This window comes from Streptomyces sp. NPDC050263, from assembly GCF_040655955.1.
Lineage (GTDB): Bacteria > Actinomycetota > Actinomycetes > Streptomycetales > Streptomycetaceae > Streptomyces.
Window position 1 is genome coordinate 1 of record NZ_JBFAKW010000098.1, and the last position, 19448, is coordinate 19448.

General features: G+C 73.8%; 19 protein-coding genes. 6 read left to right on the forward strand and 13 right to left on the reverse strand.

Annotation, left to right across the window (positions count from 1 at the left end):
* Positions 1-91: 91 nt before the first annotated feature.
* The 4 genes from AB0J04_RS32830 to rpmF form a co-directional block, all read right to left on the reverse strand.
* Positions 92-1102, reverse strand: a complete 1011-nt coding sequence (locus AB0J04_RS32830) for an LLM class flavin-dependent oxidoreductase (RefSeq protein ID WP_363172259.1) — start codon at positions 1100-1102, stop codon at positions 92-94.
* 70 nt (positions 1103-1172) lie between these two features.
* Positions 1173-2558 (reverse strand): FAD-binding oxidoreductase, encoded by a 1386-nt coding sequence (locus tag AB0J04_RS32835; protein WP_363172260.1) that lies wholly within the window; start codon positions 2556-2558, stop codon positions 1173-1175.
* 138 nt (positions 2559-2696) lie between these two features.
* Complete coding sequence (locus tag AB0J04_RS32840) at positions 2697-4319, reverse strand: helix-turn-helix transcriptional regulator (protein WP_363172289.1); 1623 nt, start codon at positions 4317-4319, stop codon at positions 2697-2699.
* Positions 4320-4471: 152 nt separating this feature from the next.
* Complete coding sequence (gene rpmF / locus AB0J04_RS32845; RefSeq protein WP_363172261.1) at positions 4472-4642, reverse strand: 50S ribosomal protein L32; 171 nt, start codon at positions 4640-4642, stop codon at positions 4472-4474.
* A gap of 103 nt (positions 4643-4745) precedes the next feature.
* On the opposite strand from rpmF, the gene AB0J04_RS32850 reads away from it, so the two are divergent.
* Positions 4746-5237, forward strand: a complete 492-nt coding sequence (locus AB0J04_RS32850) for a hypothetical protein (RefSeq protein WP_363172262.1) — start codon at positions 4746-4748, stop codon at positions 5235-5237.
* 21 nt (positions 5238-5258) lie between these two features.
* Here the strand turns inward: AB0J04_RS32850 and AB0J04_RS32855 are convergent, their stop codons facing one another.
* Positions 5259-5474: a dodecin gene (locus AB0J04_RS32855; protein WP_363172263.1), complete on the reverse strand. Its 216-nt coding sequence runs from the start codon at positions 5472-5474 to the stop codon at positions 5259-5261.
* Positions 5475-5714: 240 nt separating this feature from the next.
* Between AB0J04_RS32855 and AB0J04_RS32860 the strand changes: the two genes are divergently transcribed.
* Positions 5715-6974, forward strand: coding sequence for an extracellular solute-binding protein (locus AB0J04_RS32860; protein WP_363172264.1), 1260 nt, complete (start codon positions 5715-5717; stop codon positions 6972-6974).
* Positions 6975-7015: 41 nt separating this feature from the next.
* Here the strand turns inward: AB0J04_RS32860 and egtD are convergent, their stop codons facing one another.
* The 4 genes from egtD to egtA are packed head-to-tail and all read right to left on the reverse strand — an operon-like array spanning position 7016 to position 11425.
* Complete coding sequence (gene egtD / locus AB0J04_RS32865) at positions 7016-7978, reverse strand: L-histidine N(alpha)-methyltransferase (protein ID WP_363172265.1); 963 nt, start codon at positions 7976-7978, stop codon at positions 7016-7018.
* Positions 7975-8766, reverse strand: coding sequence for an ergothioneine biosynthesis protein EgtC (gene egtC / locus AB0J04_RS32870; RefSeq protein WP_363172267.1), 792 nt, complete (start codon positions 8764-8766; stop codon positions 7975-7977). The genes egtD and egtC overlap by 4 nt, the downstream gene beginning before the upstream one ends.
* The gene (egtB, locus tag AB0J04_RS32875) at positions 8766-10127 is read right to left on the reverse strand and encodes an ergothioneine biosynthesis protein EgtB (RefSeq protein WP_363172268.1); all 1362 of its coding nucleotides are present in this window, start codon (positions 10125-10127) and stop codon (positions 8766-8768) included. The genes egtC and egtB overlap by 1 nt, the downstream gene beginning before the upstream one ends.
* Entirely contained in the window at positions 10124-11425 is a 1302-nt protein-coding gene (gene egtA, locus AB0J04_RS32880; RefSeq protein WP_363172269.1) for an ergothioneine biosynthesis glutamate--cysteine ligase EgtA, read from the reverse strand. The genes egtB and egtA overlap by 4 nt, the downstream gene beginning before the upstream one ends.
* A 317-nt stretch (positions 11426-11742) precedes the next feature.
* Here egtA and AB0J04_RS32885 point away from each other — a divergent pair, with 317 nt between their 5' ends.
* Positions 11743-12600, forward strand: coding sequence for a TIGR02452 family protein (locus AB0J04_RS32885; RefSeq protein WP_363172270.1), 858 nt, complete (start codon positions 11743-11745; stop codon positions 12598-12600).
* A gap of 9 nt (positions 12601-12609) precedes the next feature.
* Here AB0J04_RS32885 and AB0J04_RS32890 read toward each other — a convergent pair whose 3' ends face one another.
* The 4 genes from AB0J04_RS32890 to AB0J04_RS32905 all read right to left on the reverse strand — a co-directional run bounded on the left by AB0J04_RS32890 (position 12610) and on the right by AB0J04_RS32905 (position 16416).
* The gene (locus tag AB0J04_RS32890; RefSeq protein WP_363172271.1) at positions 12610-13056 is read right to left on the reverse strand and encodes a type II toxin-antitoxin system PemK/MazF family toxin; all 447 of its coding nucleotides are present in this window, start codon (positions 13054-13056) and stop codon (positions 12610-12612) included.
* A gap of 46 nt (positions 13057-13102) precedes the next feature.
* Positions 13103-14479, reverse strand: coding sequence for an SPFH domain-containing protein (locus tag AB0J04_RS32895; protein WP_363172272.1), 1377 nt, complete (start codon positions 14477-14479; stop codon positions 13103-13105).
* Positions 14480-14641: 162 nt separating this feature from the next.
* The gene (locus AB0J04_RS32900; RefSeq protein WP_363172273.1) at positions 14642-14860 is read right to left on the reverse strand and encodes a hypothetical protein; all 219 of its coding nucleotides are present in this window, start codon (positions 14858-14860) and stop codon (positions 14642-14644) included.
* A gap of 2 nt (positions 14861-14862) precedes the next feature.
* Entirely contained in the window at positions 14863-16416 is a 1554-nt protein-coding gene (locus AB0J04_RS32905; RefSeq protein ID WP_363172274.1) for a chloride channel protein, read from the reverse strand.
* A gap of 379 nt (positions 16417-16795) precedes the next feature.
* Between AB0J04_RS32905 and fxsA the strand changes: the two genes are divergently transcribed.
* Genes fxsA through AB0J04_RS32920 form a run of 3 tightly spaced genes read left to right on the forward strand, consistent with a single transcriptional unit; the run spans position 16796 to position 19415 of the window.
* The gene (fxsA, locus tag AB0J04_RS32910) at positions 16796-16975 is read left to right on the forward strand and encodes an FxSxx-COOH cyclophane-containing RiPP peptide (RefSeq protein ID WP_363172275.1); all 180 of its coding nucleotides are present in this window, start codon (positions 16796-16798) and stop codon (positions 16973-16975) included.
* Positions 16972-18189, forward strand: a complete 1218-nt coding sequence (locus tag AB0J04_RS32915) for an FxsB family cyclophane-forming radical SAM/SPASM peptide maturase (RefSeq protein ID WP_363172276.1) — start codon at positions 16972-16974, stop codon at positions 18187-18189. Before fxsA ends, AB0J04_RS32915 begins: the two co-directional genes overlap by 4 nt.
* Positions 18186-19415: an HEXXH motif-containing putative peptide modification protein gene (locus AB0J04_RS32920; protein WP_363172277.1), complete on the forward strand. Its 1230-nt coding sequence runs from the start codon at positions 18186-18188 to the stop codon at positions 19413-19415. Before AB0J04_RS32915 ends, AB0J04_RS32920 begins: the two co-directional genes overlap by 4 nt.
* The last annotated feature ends 33 nt before the right edge of the window (positions 19416-19448 follow it).

Here is a 19448-nt window from a genome sequence, read left to right on the forward strand (position 1 = left end):
AAGTACGTCCAGTACGAGGACTTCCGGCCGGCACGCCGAGAGCACGCACCGGACGCCGCTCCTTGACGGGCAAACGTTGCCTGCCGCGGCACTAGAGATTCCGCTCCCGGTCCACGATCTGGGCCAGCCGGCGGTGGGAGTCCAGCAGCGTCGCGCGGTCGTACGTGCTGGTCGTGACGAGGATCTCCTGGGCGCCGGTCTCCTTCAGCAGGGTTTCCAGCTCTTCGGTCACCTGTTCCTCGGTGCCCGCGAGGTGGCCGCTCAGGCCGGACTCGTAGAAGCCGCGCTCCTTCGGGCTCATCGTGCGGGTCTCGACCCGCCCGGCGGGCGGCAGCGGCGGGAAGGTGCCGTGGGTGCGGGAGTACGCCATCGACCAGGCCTCCGGCAGCAGGACGCGGTGGGCCTCCTCCGCAGTGGCGGCCACCACGACCGTGCCCGAGACGACCACGTACGGCTCCGACGCCCAGGGGGAGGGGCGAAAGTGCGCGCGGTAGTGGTCGATGCCCCGCTGCATCCGCTCCCGGTCGCGCAGGTCGCCGATGACCATCGGCACGCCCGCGCGGGCGGCGACCGTCGCGCCCTCGCCCATGGCCAGCACGAACGGGGGCACGCTCAGGCCGTCCGCCGGGTACGCGTGCACCCGGGTCGGGGAGTCGCCCCGGAACCAGCCGAGCAGTTCCGCCAGTTGGGCGGCGAAGTCGTCGGCGTCGTCCTTGGAGCGGCCGAGGGCCCGGCGCACGCCGTCGGTGAAGCCCACCGAGCGGCCCAGGCCCATGTCGATCCGGCCCGGGAAGAGCGACTCCAGCACGCCGAACTGCTCGGCCACCACCAGCGGCCGGTGGTTGGGCAGCATCACCCCGCCCGTACCCACCCGGATCGTGCGGGTCGCGCCGGCCACGGCGGCCGCGAGGACGGTGGGCGCCGAGCCCGCCACCCCGGGCACACCATGGTGCTCGGACACCCAGAAGCGGTGGTAGCCGAGCCGCTCGGCCTCCCGCGCCAGCGCCACGGTGTCCCGCAGCGCCTCGGCGGCGATGTGCCCCTCGCGGATGCGCGAGCGGTCGAGGAGGGAGAAGCGGGCCGAGGCGATCACGGAACTCATACAAGGTTCAACACCGCACGGCCCGCAGGATTCCTGAAAAGGGATTCCCGAGGAGCGCCTCCCGCCTGCCTCACGGCGTGATGTTGTGGTTCAGCCGGAACAGGTTCCCCGGGTCGTAGCGCCGCTTCAGGGCGGTCAGCCGGGCGTGGTTGTCGCGGTAGTTGGCCCGTACGCGGTCCTGGTCGTCGCCGTCCATGAAGTTCACATAGCCGCCCTCCATGGCGTGCGGCAGCAGCGCCCGGTGGAAGCCGCGCACCCACTCCTTGCGGTCCTCGCACTCCGCCCGGCTGGTCAGGGTGGGGCTGAGCGCGATCGAGAAGTCGGCGTCCCGGTAGGAGAACGCGGTGTCCCGCTGACCGACGCGGTGGCAGGCGCCGTCGACGGGGAAGACGACGGTCACGCTCTGGATCGACGGGGTGGTGGCCCCGTACTCGACGAACGCGTCGATCGCGCCGTCCGGCAGGCCCTGGGTGAAGGCGCCCTTCCAGTAGTGGAAGAGGCCGGCGGGGACGAGGTCGTCGAAGAGTGTGTTGAGCAGCGGGTAGGGCATGCGTTCCAGGTGCCGGCCCACCACCGGTCCGAGCGCCGCCAGCCGGTCCCGGATCCGGTCGTCCCCGTCCTGCGCCCCGGTCCAGCAGGCGACCACCCCGCACAGCGGCCGCCCGTGCCACCGCTCGGGCAGGAACGGCACCGGCGGTCCCAGTCCGACGACGAGCAGCGCGCCGAGCTTCTCGTCGCCCTCGGCGATCAGCTCCCGGTAGCGCCGCAGGACGTCGGCGTCGAGCGGGTAGAACGTCGGCCCGCCGAGGACGTCGGCGACGGGGTGCAGCCGGTACGAGAAGGAGGTGACGACCCCGAAGTTCCCGCCGCCCCCGCGCACGGCCCACATCAGGTCGGCGTGCTGCTCGTCGGTGCAGGTCAGGAAGGAACCGTCGGCCGTCACCAGGTCCACGGAGAGCAGGTTGTCGCAGACCAGACCGCAGCGCCGGGCCAGATGCCCCATGCCGCCGCCGGTCGTCAGCCCGCCCACGCCGGTCGTGGAGACGATCCCGCCGGTGGTGGCCGTCCCGAAGGCGTACGTGGCGTGGTTGACGTCCGCCCAGGTGCAGCCGCCCTCCACCCACGCCCGGCGCGCGTCGGGGTCGACCCGGATCCCGCGCATCCGCCCGAGGTCGAGCACGACCCCGCCGTCGCAGGTGCCGTAGCCGGGGACGCTGTGGCCGCCGCCGCGCACGGCGAGGGCGAGGCCCTGGTCGCGGGCGAAGTCCACGGTGGCGACGACATCGCCCGCGTCGACGGCCCGGACGACGAGCGCGGGCCGTTTGTCGTGCATCGCGTTGTAGACCTTGCGCGCCTCGTCGTAGTCCGGGTCCCCGGGCTCGACGATCCCGCCGCGCACGGCCCCGCGCAGCCGCTCCAGCAGTCGGTGGTCCAGGGTGGGTGCGAAGGTGGTCATGGCCGCCACCCGCTCTCCGTCTCGGTAGGGGTGCGTACCCGACCGGTCTACGCCCACGGCGCGGCGCCCTCATCGCCGGAACCGCCCATTGCGCGCGGGCCGGGCATGGGCAGAACGGCCCATGCCCGCCCCCAGGGCTCAGGCGAGGCCGTGCGTGCAGGCGTACGCGGTGGCCGCCGCCCGCGAGGACACGTCGAGCTTGGCGAAGATGTTGTTGAGATGCCGGGCGACGGTGTGCTCGCTGATCACCAGCTCCGCCGCGATCGCCCGGTTCGTGCCGCCCGCAGCGACCAGCCGCAGCACCTCGGCCTCGCGCCCGGTGAGCCCGCCCGGCGGCCGCCCGCGCACCGCGCCGAGCAGCGCCGCCGCCCGTCGCGCGTCCGGTACGGCGCCCAGCTCCTCGAACGTCTGACCGGCCGCCCGCAGCTCCAGCCGCGCGCCCTCCTCGTCACCGGCGGCCCGCTCGGCGGCGGCCAGCGGCATCCGCGTCCGGGCCGCCTCGTACGGCACCCCCAGCTCCAGCCAGAGCGCCAGCGCCTCGCGCAGCCGGTCCCGGGCGCGGTCGAGGTCACCGGCCGCGAACGCCACCGCGCCGGCCGCCGAGGCCGCACTCGCGTGCGGCAGCGTCACGGCGGAGCCCCGCAGCCGCTGCCACTCCACCGCCAGCCCCGCCAGCTCCCCGGCCGCCGCGCCCGCCTCGGCGGGCCGGCCGAGCGCGAGGGACACCTCCACCCGGGCGGCGAGCAGCCGGCACCGCTCCAGCCGACCCTGCGCCTCGTGGTGCGCGAGGGCCGCCGCCGCGGCCTGCGCCCTGCCCTGGGCCAGCCGCAGCAGCGCGAGACCGGGCCGTGGATCACGCCCCAGCTCGTGCGCCCTGGCGTACGACTCCTCGGCGGCCGCCGTCTCACCGCGCCGCCGCCGGATCTCCCCGACCAGGTAGAACACCTCGCCGGCCGGTCCCCGCTCGTACGGCAGCAACTCCTCGCAGGTGCGTACGGCCTCCTCCAGCGCCCGCGACCAGTCGCCCCGCAGCTCCAGCACCTGCACCCGGTGGATCCGGCACAGCCCGCGGAAGTTGTTCTCGGCGGGCATCGCCGCGCACCACCGCATCGCCGCGTCGGTCCACTCGGCGGCACGGCGCAGGTCCACGCAGGCCATGGACTGCTGGAGGCCCAGGCAGTAGACCCAGCCGGTGAAGAAGGAGCCCAGCTCACCCGCCGACGCCGAGCACATCGCCTCGTCTAGCAGGTCGAGCCCCTCGGCGATCCGCCCGCGGGCCACCAGCACGGACGCCTGTGCCTGGACGCTCATGGCGTACAGGTCGGGGCTGCCGCAGCGCCGGGCGATCGCCGCCATCCGCCGCGCCGAGGCCGTCGCCTCCTCGAACGCGCCGCGCGCCTGCGCCGCCTCGGTGTCCATCCAGGCCAGGTAGCACTGCTCCGCGCACTCGGGCTCGCCGCCCAGGTGCTGCCGGGCCCGGCGCAGCCAGCCCGCGGCCACCGCACGGCGTCCGGCCAGCCGGTGCTCGTAGAAGAGGAGCCAGGCCATGAGCCCCGCGCGCCGGCCGTCGCGTGCGGCCGCGTACCCGGCGTAGGCGTGCGTCCGGTGCTCGATCGACTCGTCGATCCGGCCGGTCCACCAGGCGGCGTCCGCGAAGCCGGCGTGGTCGGCGGGGGCGAGCCGGGCGGGGTCCAGGCCGGACAGCAGGCGGTGGGCGTCGGCCCAGGACTCCCGGGCCACGGCGTCCCGGGCCCGCCGCAGCGGCTCCGGGTCTGTGCCCGCGCCCGCGCCCGCGCCCGCGCCCGTGCCCGTGTCCGCGTACGCGTCCGTGGCCGTCCGCTCAGTCACACGCGGCTCCCTTCTCGCTCGCCGCGAGCAGGACCGTCTTCCCAGGATAGTCAGGGCGACGCCGGTCAGCCCTCGGGGCGCAGCAGGCCGCGCTCGTAGGCCTTCACCAGGTGCTGGGGCACGAGATGGCGGGCGCCGTCGACGGTGACCGGCACCAGTCGCGGCAGGCTCGCCTTCCACCGGGCGCGGCGGTGCCGGGTGTTGCTGCGGGACATCTTCCGCTTGGGGACGGCCATGGGAACCTCCTCGGTCGGCTCGGGGTGAGCTGCGAGGACGCTATATGAAAATGGATCCCATTAGCAATTAGGGTCGGCCCGGGGTTGGCCTAGGGTGTATGTCGTGATCGACAGCAGCAGGCGGCCCGTCGCCGTGTTCGACCTGGACAACACCCTCGCCGACACGGCCCACCGGCAGCGGTTCCTGGAGCGCGGGCCGCGCGACTGGGACGCGTTCTTCGCGGCCGCGCCGCACGACCCGCCGCTCCCGGAGGGCATCGCTCTGGTGCTGGCCAGTGCCGAGGAGTGCGAGATCGTCTACCTCACCGGCCGCCCCGAGCGCTGCCGACGGGACACCGTGGCCTGGCTCGCCGCGCAGGGCCTGCCGGAGGGGCGCCTGCACATGCGGCGCAACGACGACCGCAGGCCCGCCCGGCGCACCAAGCTCGAGATCCTCCGTCGGCTGGCCCGCGACCGTGATGTCCGCGTCCTCGTGGACGACGACGAACTCGTCTGCGACGACGCCGAACGGGCGGGCTTCACCGTCGTCCGGGCGCGCTGGACGGCGCCCTCGGGCGCGCTCGAGCAGGCGCAGGAGGGCGAGGGTCGGACCTGAGGAGTCCCTGGGCTGCGGCCGTCAGTCCGACTCGTCCAGGCGGAAGCCGACCTTCAGGCCCACCTGCCAGTGCGCGACACCGCCGTCCTCGATCTGGCCGCGCACCTGGGTCACCTCGAACCAGTCCAGGTTCCGCAGCGTCTGCGAGGCGCGGGCGATGCCGTTGCGGACGGCCTGGTCGACACTGTCCGGCGAGGTGCCGACGATCTCCGTGACCCGGTAGGTGTGGTTCGACATCAGGTGCTCCTCTCGACCGTGACGGCGTCGTCACGTGTGCCACGCGTCACTCCACCGTGCCCCAAGCCGCGTCGGAGCGCGAGGCGTCGGTCGACGGGGAGTGGATCGGGGGCGATCCGCCTGGCCCCTCTTGACCGTTCGTATTGGTCTATACCAAAATCCGGTGACACCCGTTCGAGCGCCCCGCTCGTCCCCCACGTCGGGCCCCTCGCCCTGTCCACCAGACAGAACAGGACCCCCGTGAGACGTCGCCTCCTCGCCCTTGTGTCCGTGTCCGCCTTTCTCCTGACCGCCTGTGGCGTCCTCCCCGGGACGGGAGGACCCGACCGCCGGACGGTCACCGTGTGGCTGATGAAGGACAGCGCCTCACAGGAGTTCCTCGACCGGTTCACCACGGACTTCGAACACGACCACCCCGACCTCGACCTCGACATCCGCATCCAGGAATGGACCGGCATCGGCGACAAGGTGGAGACCGCGCTGGCGGCCGACGACAAGAACGGGCCGGATGTCATCGAGGTCGGCAACACCCAGGTCCCGCAGTACGTCGACGGACACGGACTGCTCGACCTGACACTGGAGTCCGCGACGAAGTGGGGGAGGGACGACTGGCTGCCCGGCCTCTCCGAACCGGGACAGCAGCGCTTCCACCAGTACGGCATCCCCTGGTACGCGGCCAACCGCGTGGTGATCTACCGCAAGGACCTCTTCGCACAGGCCGGCGTCACCGCCCCGCCCCGCACCCGCGCCGAGTGGCTCGCCGCGACCGAGAAGCTCAACTCGGACGGCAACCAGGGCATTTACCTGGCCGGCCAGGACTGGTACACCCTCGCCGGGTTCATCTGGGAGGAGGGCGGCGACCTCGCCACCGAGGACGGCGGCCGCTGGACGGGCGCCCTCGACACCCGGGCCGCCCTGCGCGGCATGGACTTCTACCGACAGCTCCAGGCGCTCGGCGACGGCCCCGTCGCGGCGGACGAGGATCACCCGCCCCAGGCCGGGGTGTTCGCCGACGGCAAGGTGGCGCAGATCGTCGGCGTGCCCGGACTGGCCCAGTCGGTTCTCGAGCAGAACCCCGAGCTCGAGGGCGAGTTGGGCTTCTTCCCGGTGCCCGGCAAGAGCGAGGGCAAGCCCGGCGCGGTCTTCACCGGCGGCTCCGATCTCGTCGTCCCCCGCAGGACGGACGTCCGCAAGGGCGCCGTCGCGGTGGTCGCCGCGCTGACCGGCGCGAAGTGGGACACCGAGCTGGCCCGCACCATGGACTACGTGCCGAACAAGGCGAAACTGGCGCGGGCCGTCGCCGATGAGGAGGGCGTCGCGGCCATGGCGGCGGGGGCCGCGCAGGGCCGCGCGACCCCCAGCACACCCGAGTGGGCCGCCGTCGAGGCGGACAACCCGATCAAGGGTTACATGACGCAGGTGCTCACCGGCTCCGACCCGGCGACCGAGGCACGCCGCGCCTCACGGCTGATCACGGAGGCGCTGACGGTGGTCACTTGAGCGCCTTTCGAGCCCCCGTCACGGTGTTCGGCGCACGGTGTTCACCGCACCGTGCTCAGCGACAACGCGAAGCGGCCCGCGCCGTCGGTCCACCAGTGGGTCGACTCCAGTCCGGCGGCGTGCAGTTCCGCTCGTACCCCCTCCTCCCGGAACTTCGCCGACACCTCGGTGCGCAGTTCCTCGCCGGCCGCGAAGTCGACCGCGAGATCGAGCGCGGGCACCTTCACGGTCTGCGCCGTCCGGGAGCGCAGCCGCATCTCGATCCACTCGTTCTCCGCGTCCCAGAGCGCGACGTGGTCGAACGCGTCGGGGTCGAAGTCGGCATCCAGCTCACGGTCGACCACGGTCAGGACGTTCTTGTTGAACGCGGCAGTCACTCCGGCCGAGTCGTCGTAGGCCCGCACCAGAACCCGCTCGTCCTTGACCAGGTCGGTGCCGAGCAGCAGCGCGTCGCCCGGTGCGAGCAGCGCGCGCACCGAGGCCAGGAACACCGCGCGCTCGGCGGGCAGCAGATTGCCGATCGTGCCGCCGAGGAAGGCGACCAGGCGCGGGCCCGGAGCTTCGGGCAGCGTCAGCCGCGCGGTGAAGTCGGCGATCAGGGCATGGACGTTCAGCCCCGGCCGCTCGGCGATCAGGGCCTGTCCGGCCTGGGTGAGGGCGCTCTCGCTGACGTCGACGGGCACGTAGGTGTCCAGCTCCGTCATGGCGTCGATCAGATAGCGGGTCTTCTCCGAGGAGCCCGAGCCGAGCTCGACGAGCGTGCGGGCGTGGGCCGCCGAGGAGATCTCGCCGGCCCGGTCCACGAGGATCTCGCGCTCGGCGCGCGTCGGGTAGTACTCCGGCAGTTCGGTGATCCGCTCGAACAGCTCGCTGCCGTGCGCGTCGTAGAACCACTTGGGCGGCAGGGTCTTCGGGTTCTCGGTGAGGCCGCGCTGGACGTCGGCGCGCAGGGCGGCGTCCGTGGCGTCCTCGGGGAGGGTGCGGGTGATCTGGAACGGGCTCACGTGCCGGTCTCCTTGGGTGGTGCGGACGCCACGTCCGGGCTCGGGTCCTTGAGCGGGGTGAGCAGGACGTCGGCGCGGCTCGCCGCGAGCAGGGTGCGGTCGGGGACCTCCTGCCAGCGCGGATCGTCGTCGTACGGTTCGGAGGCCACGACCGTGCCCCGGCCGGGCTCCGCGAGGTACCAGAGGGTGTCGCCCCAGGCGGTCGCGGTGATGGAGTCGCCGTCGGTGAGGAGCAGGTTGAGACGGGACCCGGGGGCCGCGCCCGCGACCTCCAGGACGGTGTCCGTCAGCGCCTGGCCCTCCGTGTCCCCGCCGCGCAGCCGGGCCAGCACCAGCGCCCACACGAACGCGGAGTCGTTGCGGGCCTCCATCGACAGCAGGTCGGCCGCGGGCAGGGAGCCGGTCAGTGCCGCCAGCGAGCGCGGCCAGTCCGCGACCGCCCCGTTGTGGCTGAACAGCCAGGTCCCGGCCGCGTAAGGGGCCGCGGCGGCCTCCCCGTCGGCCCCGGCCAGGGTGGCGTCCCGGACGGCGGCCAGCAGGGACCGGCTGCGGACGACGCGGGCCAGATCGGCGAAGGACAGGTCCGCCCAGATCGGCCCGGCCCGGCGGTAGCGGGCCGGCACCGGATCGCCGTCGGCGTACCAACCCACCCCGAAACCATCGGCGTTGACGGTCCCGTACCGCTGCCGCCGGGGCGCCCAGGACTGGCGGTACAGGCTGTGCGGGGGCTCCGTCAGAAGCCGACCGAGCGGCTCCTCGGGGCCCAGGTAGGCGAGGTGACGGCACATCAGACGGCTTCCGAGCGGGCCGTGCGGAACCCGGAGAAGATCTGCCGCCGGATCGGATAGTCCCAGTTGCGGAAGGTGCCCCGGCAGGCCACCGGGTCCACCGCGAACGAACCGCCGCGCAGCACCTTGTGCTCGGGGCCGAAGAACACCTCCGAATACTCCTTGTACGGGAACACCCGGAACCCGGGGTAGGGAAGGAAGTCGCTGGACGTCCACTCCCACACATCCCCGATCAACTGCCGTACCCCGAGCGGGGATTCGCCCTCCGGATAGCTGCCGGCCGGTGCCGGGCGCAGATGGCGCTGGCCCAGGTTGGCGTGCTCGGGGGCGGGGTCCGCGTCGCCCCACGGATAGCGCGTGGAGCCGCCGGTCGCCGGGTCGAAGCGGGCCGCCTTCTCCCACTCGGCCTCGGTGGGCAGCCGGCGTCCGGCCCAGCGGGCGTAGGCGTCGGCCTCGTACCAGCACACGTGCAGCACGGGCTCGTCGGGCGGGACGACCTCGGTGGCGCCGAAGTGCCGGCGCAGCCACTGGCCGCCGTCGCGGCGCCAGAACAGCGGGGCGTGGATGCGGTGCCGGCGGATGTGCGCCCAGCCCTCCCCGGTCCACCACCGCTCGTCCTCGTAGCCGCCGTCGGCGATGAACGCCTGGTACGCGGCGTTCGTCACCGGGGTCGTGTCGATGTGGAAGGACGCCACCTCGCGTCGGTGCGCGGGCCGTTCGTTGTCCAGCGCCCAGGGCTCACCGCAGGTGCCCATCGTGAACGGGCCGCCGGGGACGAGCACTTCGGCCGGGCCGGTGAACAGCGGGGCCGGCTCCGGGTCGGGGGCGGTCAGGGCCTGAGGTCCGGTGCGGAGCTGATGGGTGATCAGCATCGTCTCGTCGTGCTGCTGTTCGTGCTGCGCGATCATCCCGAAGGCGAAACCGGCCTCCGTCAGCCGGGTGCCGTGGAAGTCGGCCGACTCCAGCAGGTCCGTCACCCGGCCGCGCACCTCCGCCGCGTACCGGCGCGCCTCGGCGGGCGGCAGCAGCGGCAGCGAGGGCCGTTCGGCGCGCGAGTGCTCGAAGGCGTCGTACAGGCCGTCGATCTCGGGGCGCATCGCCTCCCGGCCGCCCACCGCGCGCAGCAGCCACAGCTCCTCCTGGTTGCCGATGTGCGCGAGGTCCCACACCAGCGGTGACATCAGCGGGGAGTGCTGGGCGGTGAGGTCGGGCTCCTCCACACAGCTGGTCAGCAGCGTGGTGCGCGCGCGGGCCGTGGTGAGCGAGGCGAGCACGCGGGCGCGCAGGGCGTCCGCGTCGAGGGCGGCGGGCTCGGCGCCCGCGTCCGGGGCGGGCTCGGTGTCCAGGGCGGGCTCGGTCATGTGCGGAGGTCCTTCCCGTGCGCGCGGGTGTCCGTGTCGCGCAGGCGTTCGAGCTGGTCGTCGGCGGGCGTGCGGCCCTTGCGGACGTAGCGGTCCGAGTAGTCCGTCACGGCGCCCATGACCTGGTCGGAAGCGCCGAGGCGGGGCAGGGCCCGCAGCGCCGTGGCGAAGCAGGCGACGGCGACCTCGTGCAGTTCGGGGTCGGTCAGCGCGAACCGGGCCGCGTCGATCCACAGCGGATTGTGCGGGGCCGGCAGCGGCTGGGCCCGCTCGGTCAGCGGCTTCACGGCGCGGTAGGCCAGCTCGGCGGCCTCCGGGTCCTCGAACAGGGCCGTCGTCACGGCGAGCGGCACGATCCAGCCGTCGTCGCCGGGCTGCGCGTCGATCATGCGCAACTCCAGGTGGCCGCGCGGTCTGACCGGCGGGAACAGGGTCGTCATGTGGTAGTCGAGATCCTCGCGGGTCGGCGCGCCCGTTCGGGTCCACTGCCGGAACGTGAGTCGTTCGGGCACGTCCCACGGCCCCGTGTCGCGCCGGACGCACATCACGGGCGCGTCCAGCACATGCCGGGCCCAGGCCGCGCGCGGATCGCCGTCCAGGACGGGCCCGCCCGCCCGGTCCCTGCCGATCTCCATCCACAGCAACTGCCGGGTGGAGCGCCAGCCGGTGGGGGCGCCGCAGAGCAGCGGGGAGTTGGCGAAGGCCGCCACCAGCACCGCGCCCAGCGTGTGCGACAGCCACCAGCGGCGGCCGTGTCCCAGCGGGCCGGGCTCCTCGTAGCCGGCGTCCAGGCAGACCTGCACGGAGGCCGAGGTGCACATCATGGCGCGGCCGGCCGGGCCCCTGCGGTCGAGGCAGGCCTCCATGGCGTCGTAGCGCGGCTCGTGCAGGAACCGGCGCGGTGAGTGCCAGGGATCCGTGCCGCTCCCGGCGAGCGCGAGGCCGTGTTCGCGCAGGGCCGCGCGGACGGCGGCGAGGTCGGCGGAGACGATGCCCACGCACTCCATCAGGGAGGCGGCGGGCGGCGAGCTCAGCTCCAGCTGGCCGCCGGGTTCGACGGTGAGCGGCGAGCGCAGGGGCACGTGCCGCAGCGCGGCGTAGGCCGCTTCGAGTCGTTCGCGTGTGACGGGGAGCTGCGGCGCGCGCAGTTCGTGGATCAGCCATTCCACCTCGACCCCGACGGTGCGGGGTGGGCCGGTCTTGAAACAGATGCCCCGGACCAGGGCCTCCACCTCGGCTTCGGTGAGGGCGCTGCGGGGCTCTGCTTCGTCGGTACAGTCGCTGACCGAGTCGGACATGTCGGGATCCTCCTGAGATTCCACCATGCCACCGGTCCGGCCTCGGTGCGGCCGGACAGGCATCGCTCGTCCCACCCAAGACCCTCGATCCTGATCGCACAAGGGTGCACAACGGCACTTTTGGGACCGGGAATCGATGATTCCAGGCGTTTTCTGTGCGTACGCAGAGCATTCACCTACCCGGGAACCCCCCGGGAAACCCTGTTGCACACGATGTCCAGAATCACTCACGATGCGTGCATGAGCACGACGGGGGAGACGGACGGGGTGCGCGTCACCGTGCCGCACACGACCATGGAGTCCACGGGGGTGGCGCCATGAGCGCGCGGCTGCGCGGTATCGCGCGGGAGACGGAGGAGATCGTCGCGGCGGGCCGCTACCGCGCGTCCGACGGACGCGAGGTGTCCCTCACCGCGGCGATCGAGGCCGCCCGGGCGGGGACGCGGATGCGGGGACCGGGGCCGGTCGAGGTCCCGAAGAACCCGCCCGCGGACACCCGGGACACGCTCGCCGAGCCCGCTGCCGAGCCGGTCGTCGAGGTCACGGGTGAGAGCAGCCTGGAGGCCGCGCGGCGGCTTGCCGAGCTCGCCGACGCGCCGGTGGCCGTCCTGAACTTCGCCTCCGCCCGCAACCCCGGCGGCGGCTACCTCAACGGCGCCCAGGCGCAGGAGGAGGCCCTGTGCCGGGCCTCCGCGCTGTACACGTGCCTGCTCCAGGCCCGCGATTTCTACGACCATCACCGAGCCCACCGCGACCCGTTCTACACCGACCGCGTCATCCATTCGCCGGCCGTGCCCGTCTTCCGCGACGACCGGGGCCGGCTGCTGGCGGAGCCGTTCGCCGCCGGCTTCCTGACGGCCGCCGCGCCCAACGCGGGCGTGGTGCTGCGCACGGCGCCGGAGCGGGCGTCCGAGTTGCCGCGGGCGCTGGCCGTCCGCGCCGAGCGGGTCCTGGAGACGGCGGCCGCCCACGGCTACCGACGGCTGGTCCTCGGCGCCTGGGGCTGCGGCGTGTTCCGCAACGACCCCGCGCAGGTGGCGGAGGCGTTCCGAGCGCTGCTGGGACCCGACGGACGGTTCGGAAGCACTTTCGACCATGTGGTGTTCGGGGTGCTGGACCGGACGCCGGGGACCGTGGTGCTGGGCGCGTTCGAGAAGGTCTTCTCCCGGTCCTAGGGCGGTGCCTCAGGTCCAGCCGTAGCGCTCGTGCAGGCGTCGGCGCACCAGGTCGAACCGCATCCGGTCCAGCGCGCAGGCCTCGCGGCGCATGCCGTCCTCGTGCAGGCGCAGGACGCGGTCGACGTCCACCCAGGAGTCCCGCCCGGTGCGGTCCCAGGGCCCGCTGCCGATCGGCACCCACTCCCGGTCACTGTCATGGCGCTTGCTGGAGAGCTGCACGGCGAGGAAGGTGCCGCCCGGCTCCCGGGCGACGACGAGCACCGGGCGGTCCTTGCCCCGGCCGTCGTTCTCCTCGAAGGGCACCCAGGTCCAGACGATCTCACCGGGGTCGGGATCGCCGTCGTGCGCGGGCGAGTACTCGGTGCGCACCCGGCCGACCTCACGGGGGTCGGCCTCGATCGTGGCGGAGGGGCCGAAGCGGCCCGGGGTGTGTCCATCGGTAGACGTGCTCACGGGGGCACCTTACGGGCTGCCCCCGTGAGCACGTCCACGACCTGGGTCACTTCTCGTCGACCGGCACCTTCCGCGAAGGCGGCGCGGCGACCCCGTTGAGCGGCGAAGCCCCGTCCGGCGTCGGCCCGTTCTGGTTCATCGACGAGAGCAGCTGACGTGCCAGGCCCAGCCCCGTCCCGCCCATGGTGAGCGCCTTGGCCAGCATGTCGGCCACGCCGTCGGCGCCGTTGAGCACCACCATGTTGTCGACGTTGCCGAACGCGGACGCGCCCGCCTGCACGATCTCCGGCCACTTCTCCGCGAGTTGCTGCGCGACGACGGCCTCCTGGTTCTCGGCGAGAGCGGCGGCGCGGGCTTTGATCGCGTCGGCCTCGGCAAGGCCCTGCGCCCGGTTCGCCTCGGCCTTCGCGAGACCCTTCGCCTGCGTGGCGGCGGCCTCCGCCTCACCCGTGGTCCGGGTCTCCGTCGCCTTGGCCTCGGCCGCCGAGATCCGGGCGTCGCGCTCGGCCTCGGCCAGCGTCCGCTTCTCGTACGCCTTGGCGTCGGCCGGCTTGCGGACGTCGGCCTGGAGCTGCTGCTCACGCCGCTGCGCCTCGAGTTCGGCGACCCGCGTCTCCTGGACCACGACCTCCTGTCGGGCCGCGGCGTCGGCGAGCGGACCGGCCTGCCGGGCCTTGGCGTTGGCCTTGTCCTGTTCGGCCTGGTAACCGGCCTTGAGGATCTCGCTGTCCCGGGTGGCCTCGGCCATCCGCCCGAACGCCAGTTGCTCGGCCTCGGTGGCCAGCCGGTCGGCCTCCGCCTGCGCGATGCGCGCGTCCCGCCGCACGGCCGCCAGATGCGGGGCGGACAGGTTCTTGATGTACCCGGTCGGGTCCTCGATCTCGTGGATCTGGAGGGAGTCCACGATCAGACCCAGCTTCTCCATCTCCGTGCCGCACGCGGCACGCGCCTGTCCGGTCAGCTTCTCCCGGTCGCGGATCATGTCCTCGACCGTCAACCCGCCGACGATGGCCCGCAGATGACCGGCGAACACGGTGTGCACGCGCTCCGCCATCAGCTTCTGCTGGTCGAGGAAGCGGCGGGCCGCGTTGGCGATCGACACGAAGTCGTCGCCCACCTTGAAGATGACCACGCCCCGCACCTTCAGCGGGATCCCCTGGTGGGTGACGCAGTCCACGTGCAGTTCCGTCTGGTTGAGGTCGAGCGAGAGCTTGCGGACCGCCTGCATGCCGGGCGTCACGAGCGTGCCCCGCCCGGTGACGATCCGGAACCCCATGCCCTCCTCGAGGCCTTCCAGCTTGTGCTTCGAACCGGAGATGATGAGCGCCTCGTTGGGCTCCGCGACCCGCCACATCAACTTGAACGCACCGATCAGGACGAGGACGGCGCCGAATGCCGCCCCGACGAGAATTCCGACTTCCATGGGTATGCGCTCCCCCTGTTCTGGGTGCCCTGGGGCACCGAACGTAAAGGGAGTGTGAGCCCGCGCACGCACCGTGTACACACGTCGTCGAACCGCTGTTGCCCGCTTGGTACCCGCTGTTGCCCGCTCGGTACACACGACGGCACAGGCGCCTCAGCGGCCTCAACCGCCGTACATCGCCGAGACGTAGACCGTCCGCGGCGGCAGGTACTCCACCACCGTGACCATCGTGCCGCGCTCGATGCGGTCCGTGCCGATGGCGGCATACGCGAGAAAGTGCTCGGCGCCGCCGCGCACCCGGACGATCACCTCGCCGACGAGCCCGGGCCCGACCGTTCCGGTGACCCGCCCCATGAGCCCGACCATCGACGCTTCGTCCATGGTCACAGAGTAGGGGGCGGTGAGCGTCGCAGACGGCCTCGGTCCGCCACCTGATCGGTCGACTTGGCCGGCACGAGATCGTGAGGACGCGCGTCACCGCGTACGAGGGAGACCACCGAGCGGTGCTCCGGCACCTTCGCGAGCACCGGGTGGCGTGGCTCCCGCGAGCCGCCGGGCTCGTCGGCGAGCCGGTCCAACTGGCTGCGGTACAGCGTCGCGCCCCCGGTGACGGACCGGGCGCACAGCACCGCCAGCACCCCCGGACCCAGCAGCGAGGCGTCCCCGAGCATCTCCGCGACCATCACCAGCACCCCGAGCGGAGCGTGCGCCACCGCGCCCAGACAGGCCGCCATGCCCACCGCCACCGGCACCAGGGGACTGCCCGGGGCCAACCCGACCGCCTCCGCCAGCCGCCACCCGGCCGCACCGACGCCGGCGCCCACCACCATGCACGGACCGAAGATGCCCCCGGAGCCGCCCGAGCCGACCGTCAGCGCCGTCCCCGCGATCTTCGCCACCGGAATCGCGAGGACCACCAGCAACGGCAGATCGAGCAGCAACTGCCGGGAGGTCAAGGCCTCCAGCAGGCCGTACCCGGTGCCCAGCACCCCCGGCACCGCCAGCCCCAGCGCCCCCACCACAAGCCCCGCGACCGTCGGCGCCGCGATCCGGGAGAGCGTCCCGCGGGCCTGGCGCTCCACGCGCGTGTGCACCGCGTAGAAGCTCACCGTGTACAGCCGCCCGGCGAGACCCGCGGCCACCCCGACCACCGCGACGAGGAGCAACCCGCCGACGCCGCCCGGTCCCTGGCCCGGGTGACTCCCCAGGGCCGGCCCGAATCCGTGGAACGCGCCGAACACCAGCCAGCCCGCGACCGAGGCGATCAGCGCCTTCGGCAGGATCCGGGCGTCCATGTCCTTGCGGTACAGCAACTCCGCGCCGAGCAGCGCCCCACCGAGCGGCGCCTTGAAGATCGCGCCCACTCCGGCGGCCAGCCCGATCACCAGGGCCGTACGGGCCTGCTCGCGCGACATGCCGGTACGCCGGGCGATGACGGAGCCGAACGCCGCCGAGATCTGCGCGGCCGGTCCCTCGGTGCCGCCCGAGCCGCCCGAGCCGATGGTCAGCGCGGAGGCCACCAGCTTCACCACCGTCACCCGGCTGCGCATACCCGCCGGATCGCGGTGCGCGGCCGCGATGGCGGCGTCCGTGCCGTGCCCCCGGGCCTCCGGCGCCAGCCACACCGCGAACGCGGTGGCGACGAACGCGCCGCCGGCCGCCACCAACGGCACCAGCCACGGGCGTCCGGAGTCGGCCATGACCCGGAACCCGCCCTCCGCCGTCGTCCGGTAGGGCCGGTAGCCGGCCGTCGACTCCAGGAGCCAGCCGGTGCACAGATGCAGCAGTCCGAAGAGCGCGACCGCCCCCAGCCCCGCCACCACGCCGATGAGGACGGCCGGCAGCACCCACCGCCGGAGGGAGTCGTCCGCGCCGTCGACCGGCCAGAGCCGCGCGGCGCGCGCCCGTGCCGAGTGGTCCGCCGTAGGCGCTGTCATGCCGCACGCCCTGTCATGCCGCCCGACTCGCTCTCCACCCGCACACCCCCGCACCCGACACCGACCGTCTTTCGAAAGCGTGACGGTCCGTCGACGCAGGGTCAACGGCACCACGAGGCAAGGGAGACGGGAGGTGTGGGCACCGTGTTGACGCGCCGTCGGTCCGCCGCGCACACCGAGTCGACGCGCCGTCGCACGCCCCGGGCCGACGCGCCGTCGCACGCGCCTCGGTCCGTGGCCGGCCGGCCCGCCCGGATCGCGAGCTGACCTGCTGACGATCCTCTGGTTATCCTCAAAGCCGGTTCAACAGACCGTCAGGGCGGCAGTGACAGGGGGCTGAGGCCGAATGCCCAGCGGGGCCGGTGAACACGCGGCGGACATGCCCGATCTGACCGGGCTGTCCCTGGAGGAGATCCTGGAAGGCGCCGACTCGGCCCTGTCCGCGGCGTTGCGCCGCGTTCTGCGCCAACTGGCCGGCGAAGAGACGCCCGTGGCCGCCTACGACTCCGGAGGCGACAGCTCCGAGGACCCACGCCCGCGCGCCACACCCCACCCGTGACCCGGCCCGCGGGCCGGTGGCCCGACGAACTCCTCGACGTCACCGCCGCCGCTGCCGTGCCCGAACCCGTGCTCCCCTTCCGGGAGTTCGTCGTCAAGGTGCACAGCCGCTGCAACCTCGCCTGCACGTACTGCTACGTGTACGAGGCCGGCGACCGGCTCTGGCAGACCCAGCCGCACACCATGACCCCGGCCACGGCCGAACAGGTGTGCCGCCGCATCGCCGAACACGCCGAACGCCACCGGCCCGGCTCACTGCGGGTCGTCCTGCACGGCGGCGAACCGCTGCTGGCCGGCGTTCCCCTGCTGCGCGGCCTCACCCGCACCCTGCGCGCCCTGCTCCCCGCAGACACCCGCGCCGACGTCGTCGTCCAGACCAACGGCACCCTTCTCGACGACGACGTGCTGCGGCTGTGCCACGAGGACGACATCCGCGTAGCCGTCAGCCTCGACGGTACCCCGCAGGTCCACGACCGGGCGCGCCGCGACCGCGCGGGACGGGGCAGCCACGCCCGCGTCGACGCCGCGCTGCGGCGGCTGACCACCCCGGAACACCGCGCCGTCTGGGCCGGCCTCCTGTGCACCGTCGACGTCGCCGCGGATCCGCTCGCCGTCTACGAACACCTGCTGTCGTACGACCCGCCCACGCTGCGGCTCCTGCTGCCGCTCGGCAACTGGACCCACCGGCCCCCGCAACGCCCCGAGGACGAGTCCCGCACGCCCTACGCGCAGTGGCTGGGCGCGGTCTTCGACCGCTGGTACCGAAGCCCGGGCCCGCCGGTGCGCATCGCCTTCTTCGAGTCGATCCTCGACCTGCTGCTCGGCGGGGTGACCCGCACCGAGACCATCGGCGGCGCGCCCTCCCAGCTCGCCGTGGTCGACACGGACGGCGCGCTCACCCTCTCCGACCAGCTCAAGTCGGCGTTCGAAGGGGCCGACCGCACCGGCCTCGACGTCCACCGCCACTCCTTCGACACGCTCCTGGCCCACCCCGGGGTGGTGGCACGCCGGCTCGGCGGGAAGGCGCCGGCCGCGCGGTGCCGCGACTGTCCGGTGGGAGCGGTGTGCGGGGGCGGCCACTTTCCGCACCGCTACCGTGCCGGACACGGCTACCTCAACCCCTCCGTCTACTGCCCCGACCTGCTGGCCCTGATCCGGCATGTGGCGGCCGTGGTCCGCGCCGACCTCGCGGCCCGCGCCGGGACCCGCCCTTGACGGACGACGGCCGGCCCGCCGCACCTGGGCACGCGCCGGTCCTGCCCGCCGGCCTGTGGCGGCAGATCGCCCGCGGCACACCGGATCCCGCGACCCTGCGGCTGCTGCGCACCGCCCGCGCGGGCCGCGACCTCCTGCTGCTGCGCGCCCTGCACCACGACGCGCGCGGCACGGCCGGCTGGGACGCCGCCGTCGCGGTCCTGGCCGCCGTGCGCCGACACACGCCGGCCGTGTTCGACGCCCTGATCTCGGACCCGGCGACCGGGACCGTCCTCGCGGCCGCGGTACGAGGCGGCGGACGCGAGGAGGTCGTCGCGCTGGCCGCCGTCGCCGGACACCGCGCCGGCCTCCCCTTCCGGCTGCGGACCCCGGTGCGCGACGGCGCCCTCGTCCTGCCCGGCCTCGGCCGGGCCGTGCTGGGCCCCGGCGGCGGCACGGCGTGCGTGGAACGCGGCGCGTACGGCACGACCGTGACCGCCGGGGGACGGCGCGCCGCGGTACACGTTCCGGACGTGCCCGGGGCGGCCGCCCCCGGCTGGGAACCGGAGCCCCTGCTGCGGCTCACCGCGCGCGGCGCCCGGCTGACGCTTCGCCTCACCCCCCACGGCCGGGCGGCCGAACGGCGCGGACCGGGCGGAGCGGACGGACCGGACGACGCCGACCGCTGGCGGGACCGGCTCGGGGCCGCCTGGGACCGGCTCGCCGACCGTCATCCCGACCGCGCCGACACCGTGCGCGGCACGGTCCGTGCCGTCGCCGACCTCGCGTCGGCGCCGTCCACGCCCACGGCCCCCGCCCGCTGGCGCAGCGCCTCCTTCAGCGACGCCTTCGGGCTCGTCGCCCTCGCCCCCCTCGACGCCCCGGCCGAACTGGCCGCCGCACTCGTCCACGAGACACAGCACTCCCTGCTCTACGCCCTCCAGGACCTCACCCCGCTGCTCGACGCGCCACCCGGCGCACACGGCACCGCCCCCTGGAGCGACCGGCCCAGGCCCCCGTCGGCGCTGCTGCACGGCGCGGCCGCCTTCCTCGTCACGGCGGGCTTCTGGCGCACCGAGGCCGCGTGCGGCGAGCCCGCCGCACGGGCGCCGTACGAGCGGTGGCGGGACACGGTGCGACGGGCCTGCGACGAACTCGACCGCGGCGGCTGGCTCACCACCAGCGGCCGGCTGCTGCTGGACGCGGTGCGGGAGGTCCTCGCCGAGTGGGAGACCGCGCCGGTCTGAGGACCGGTCCAGGACCCGTCCAGGACCGGTCCA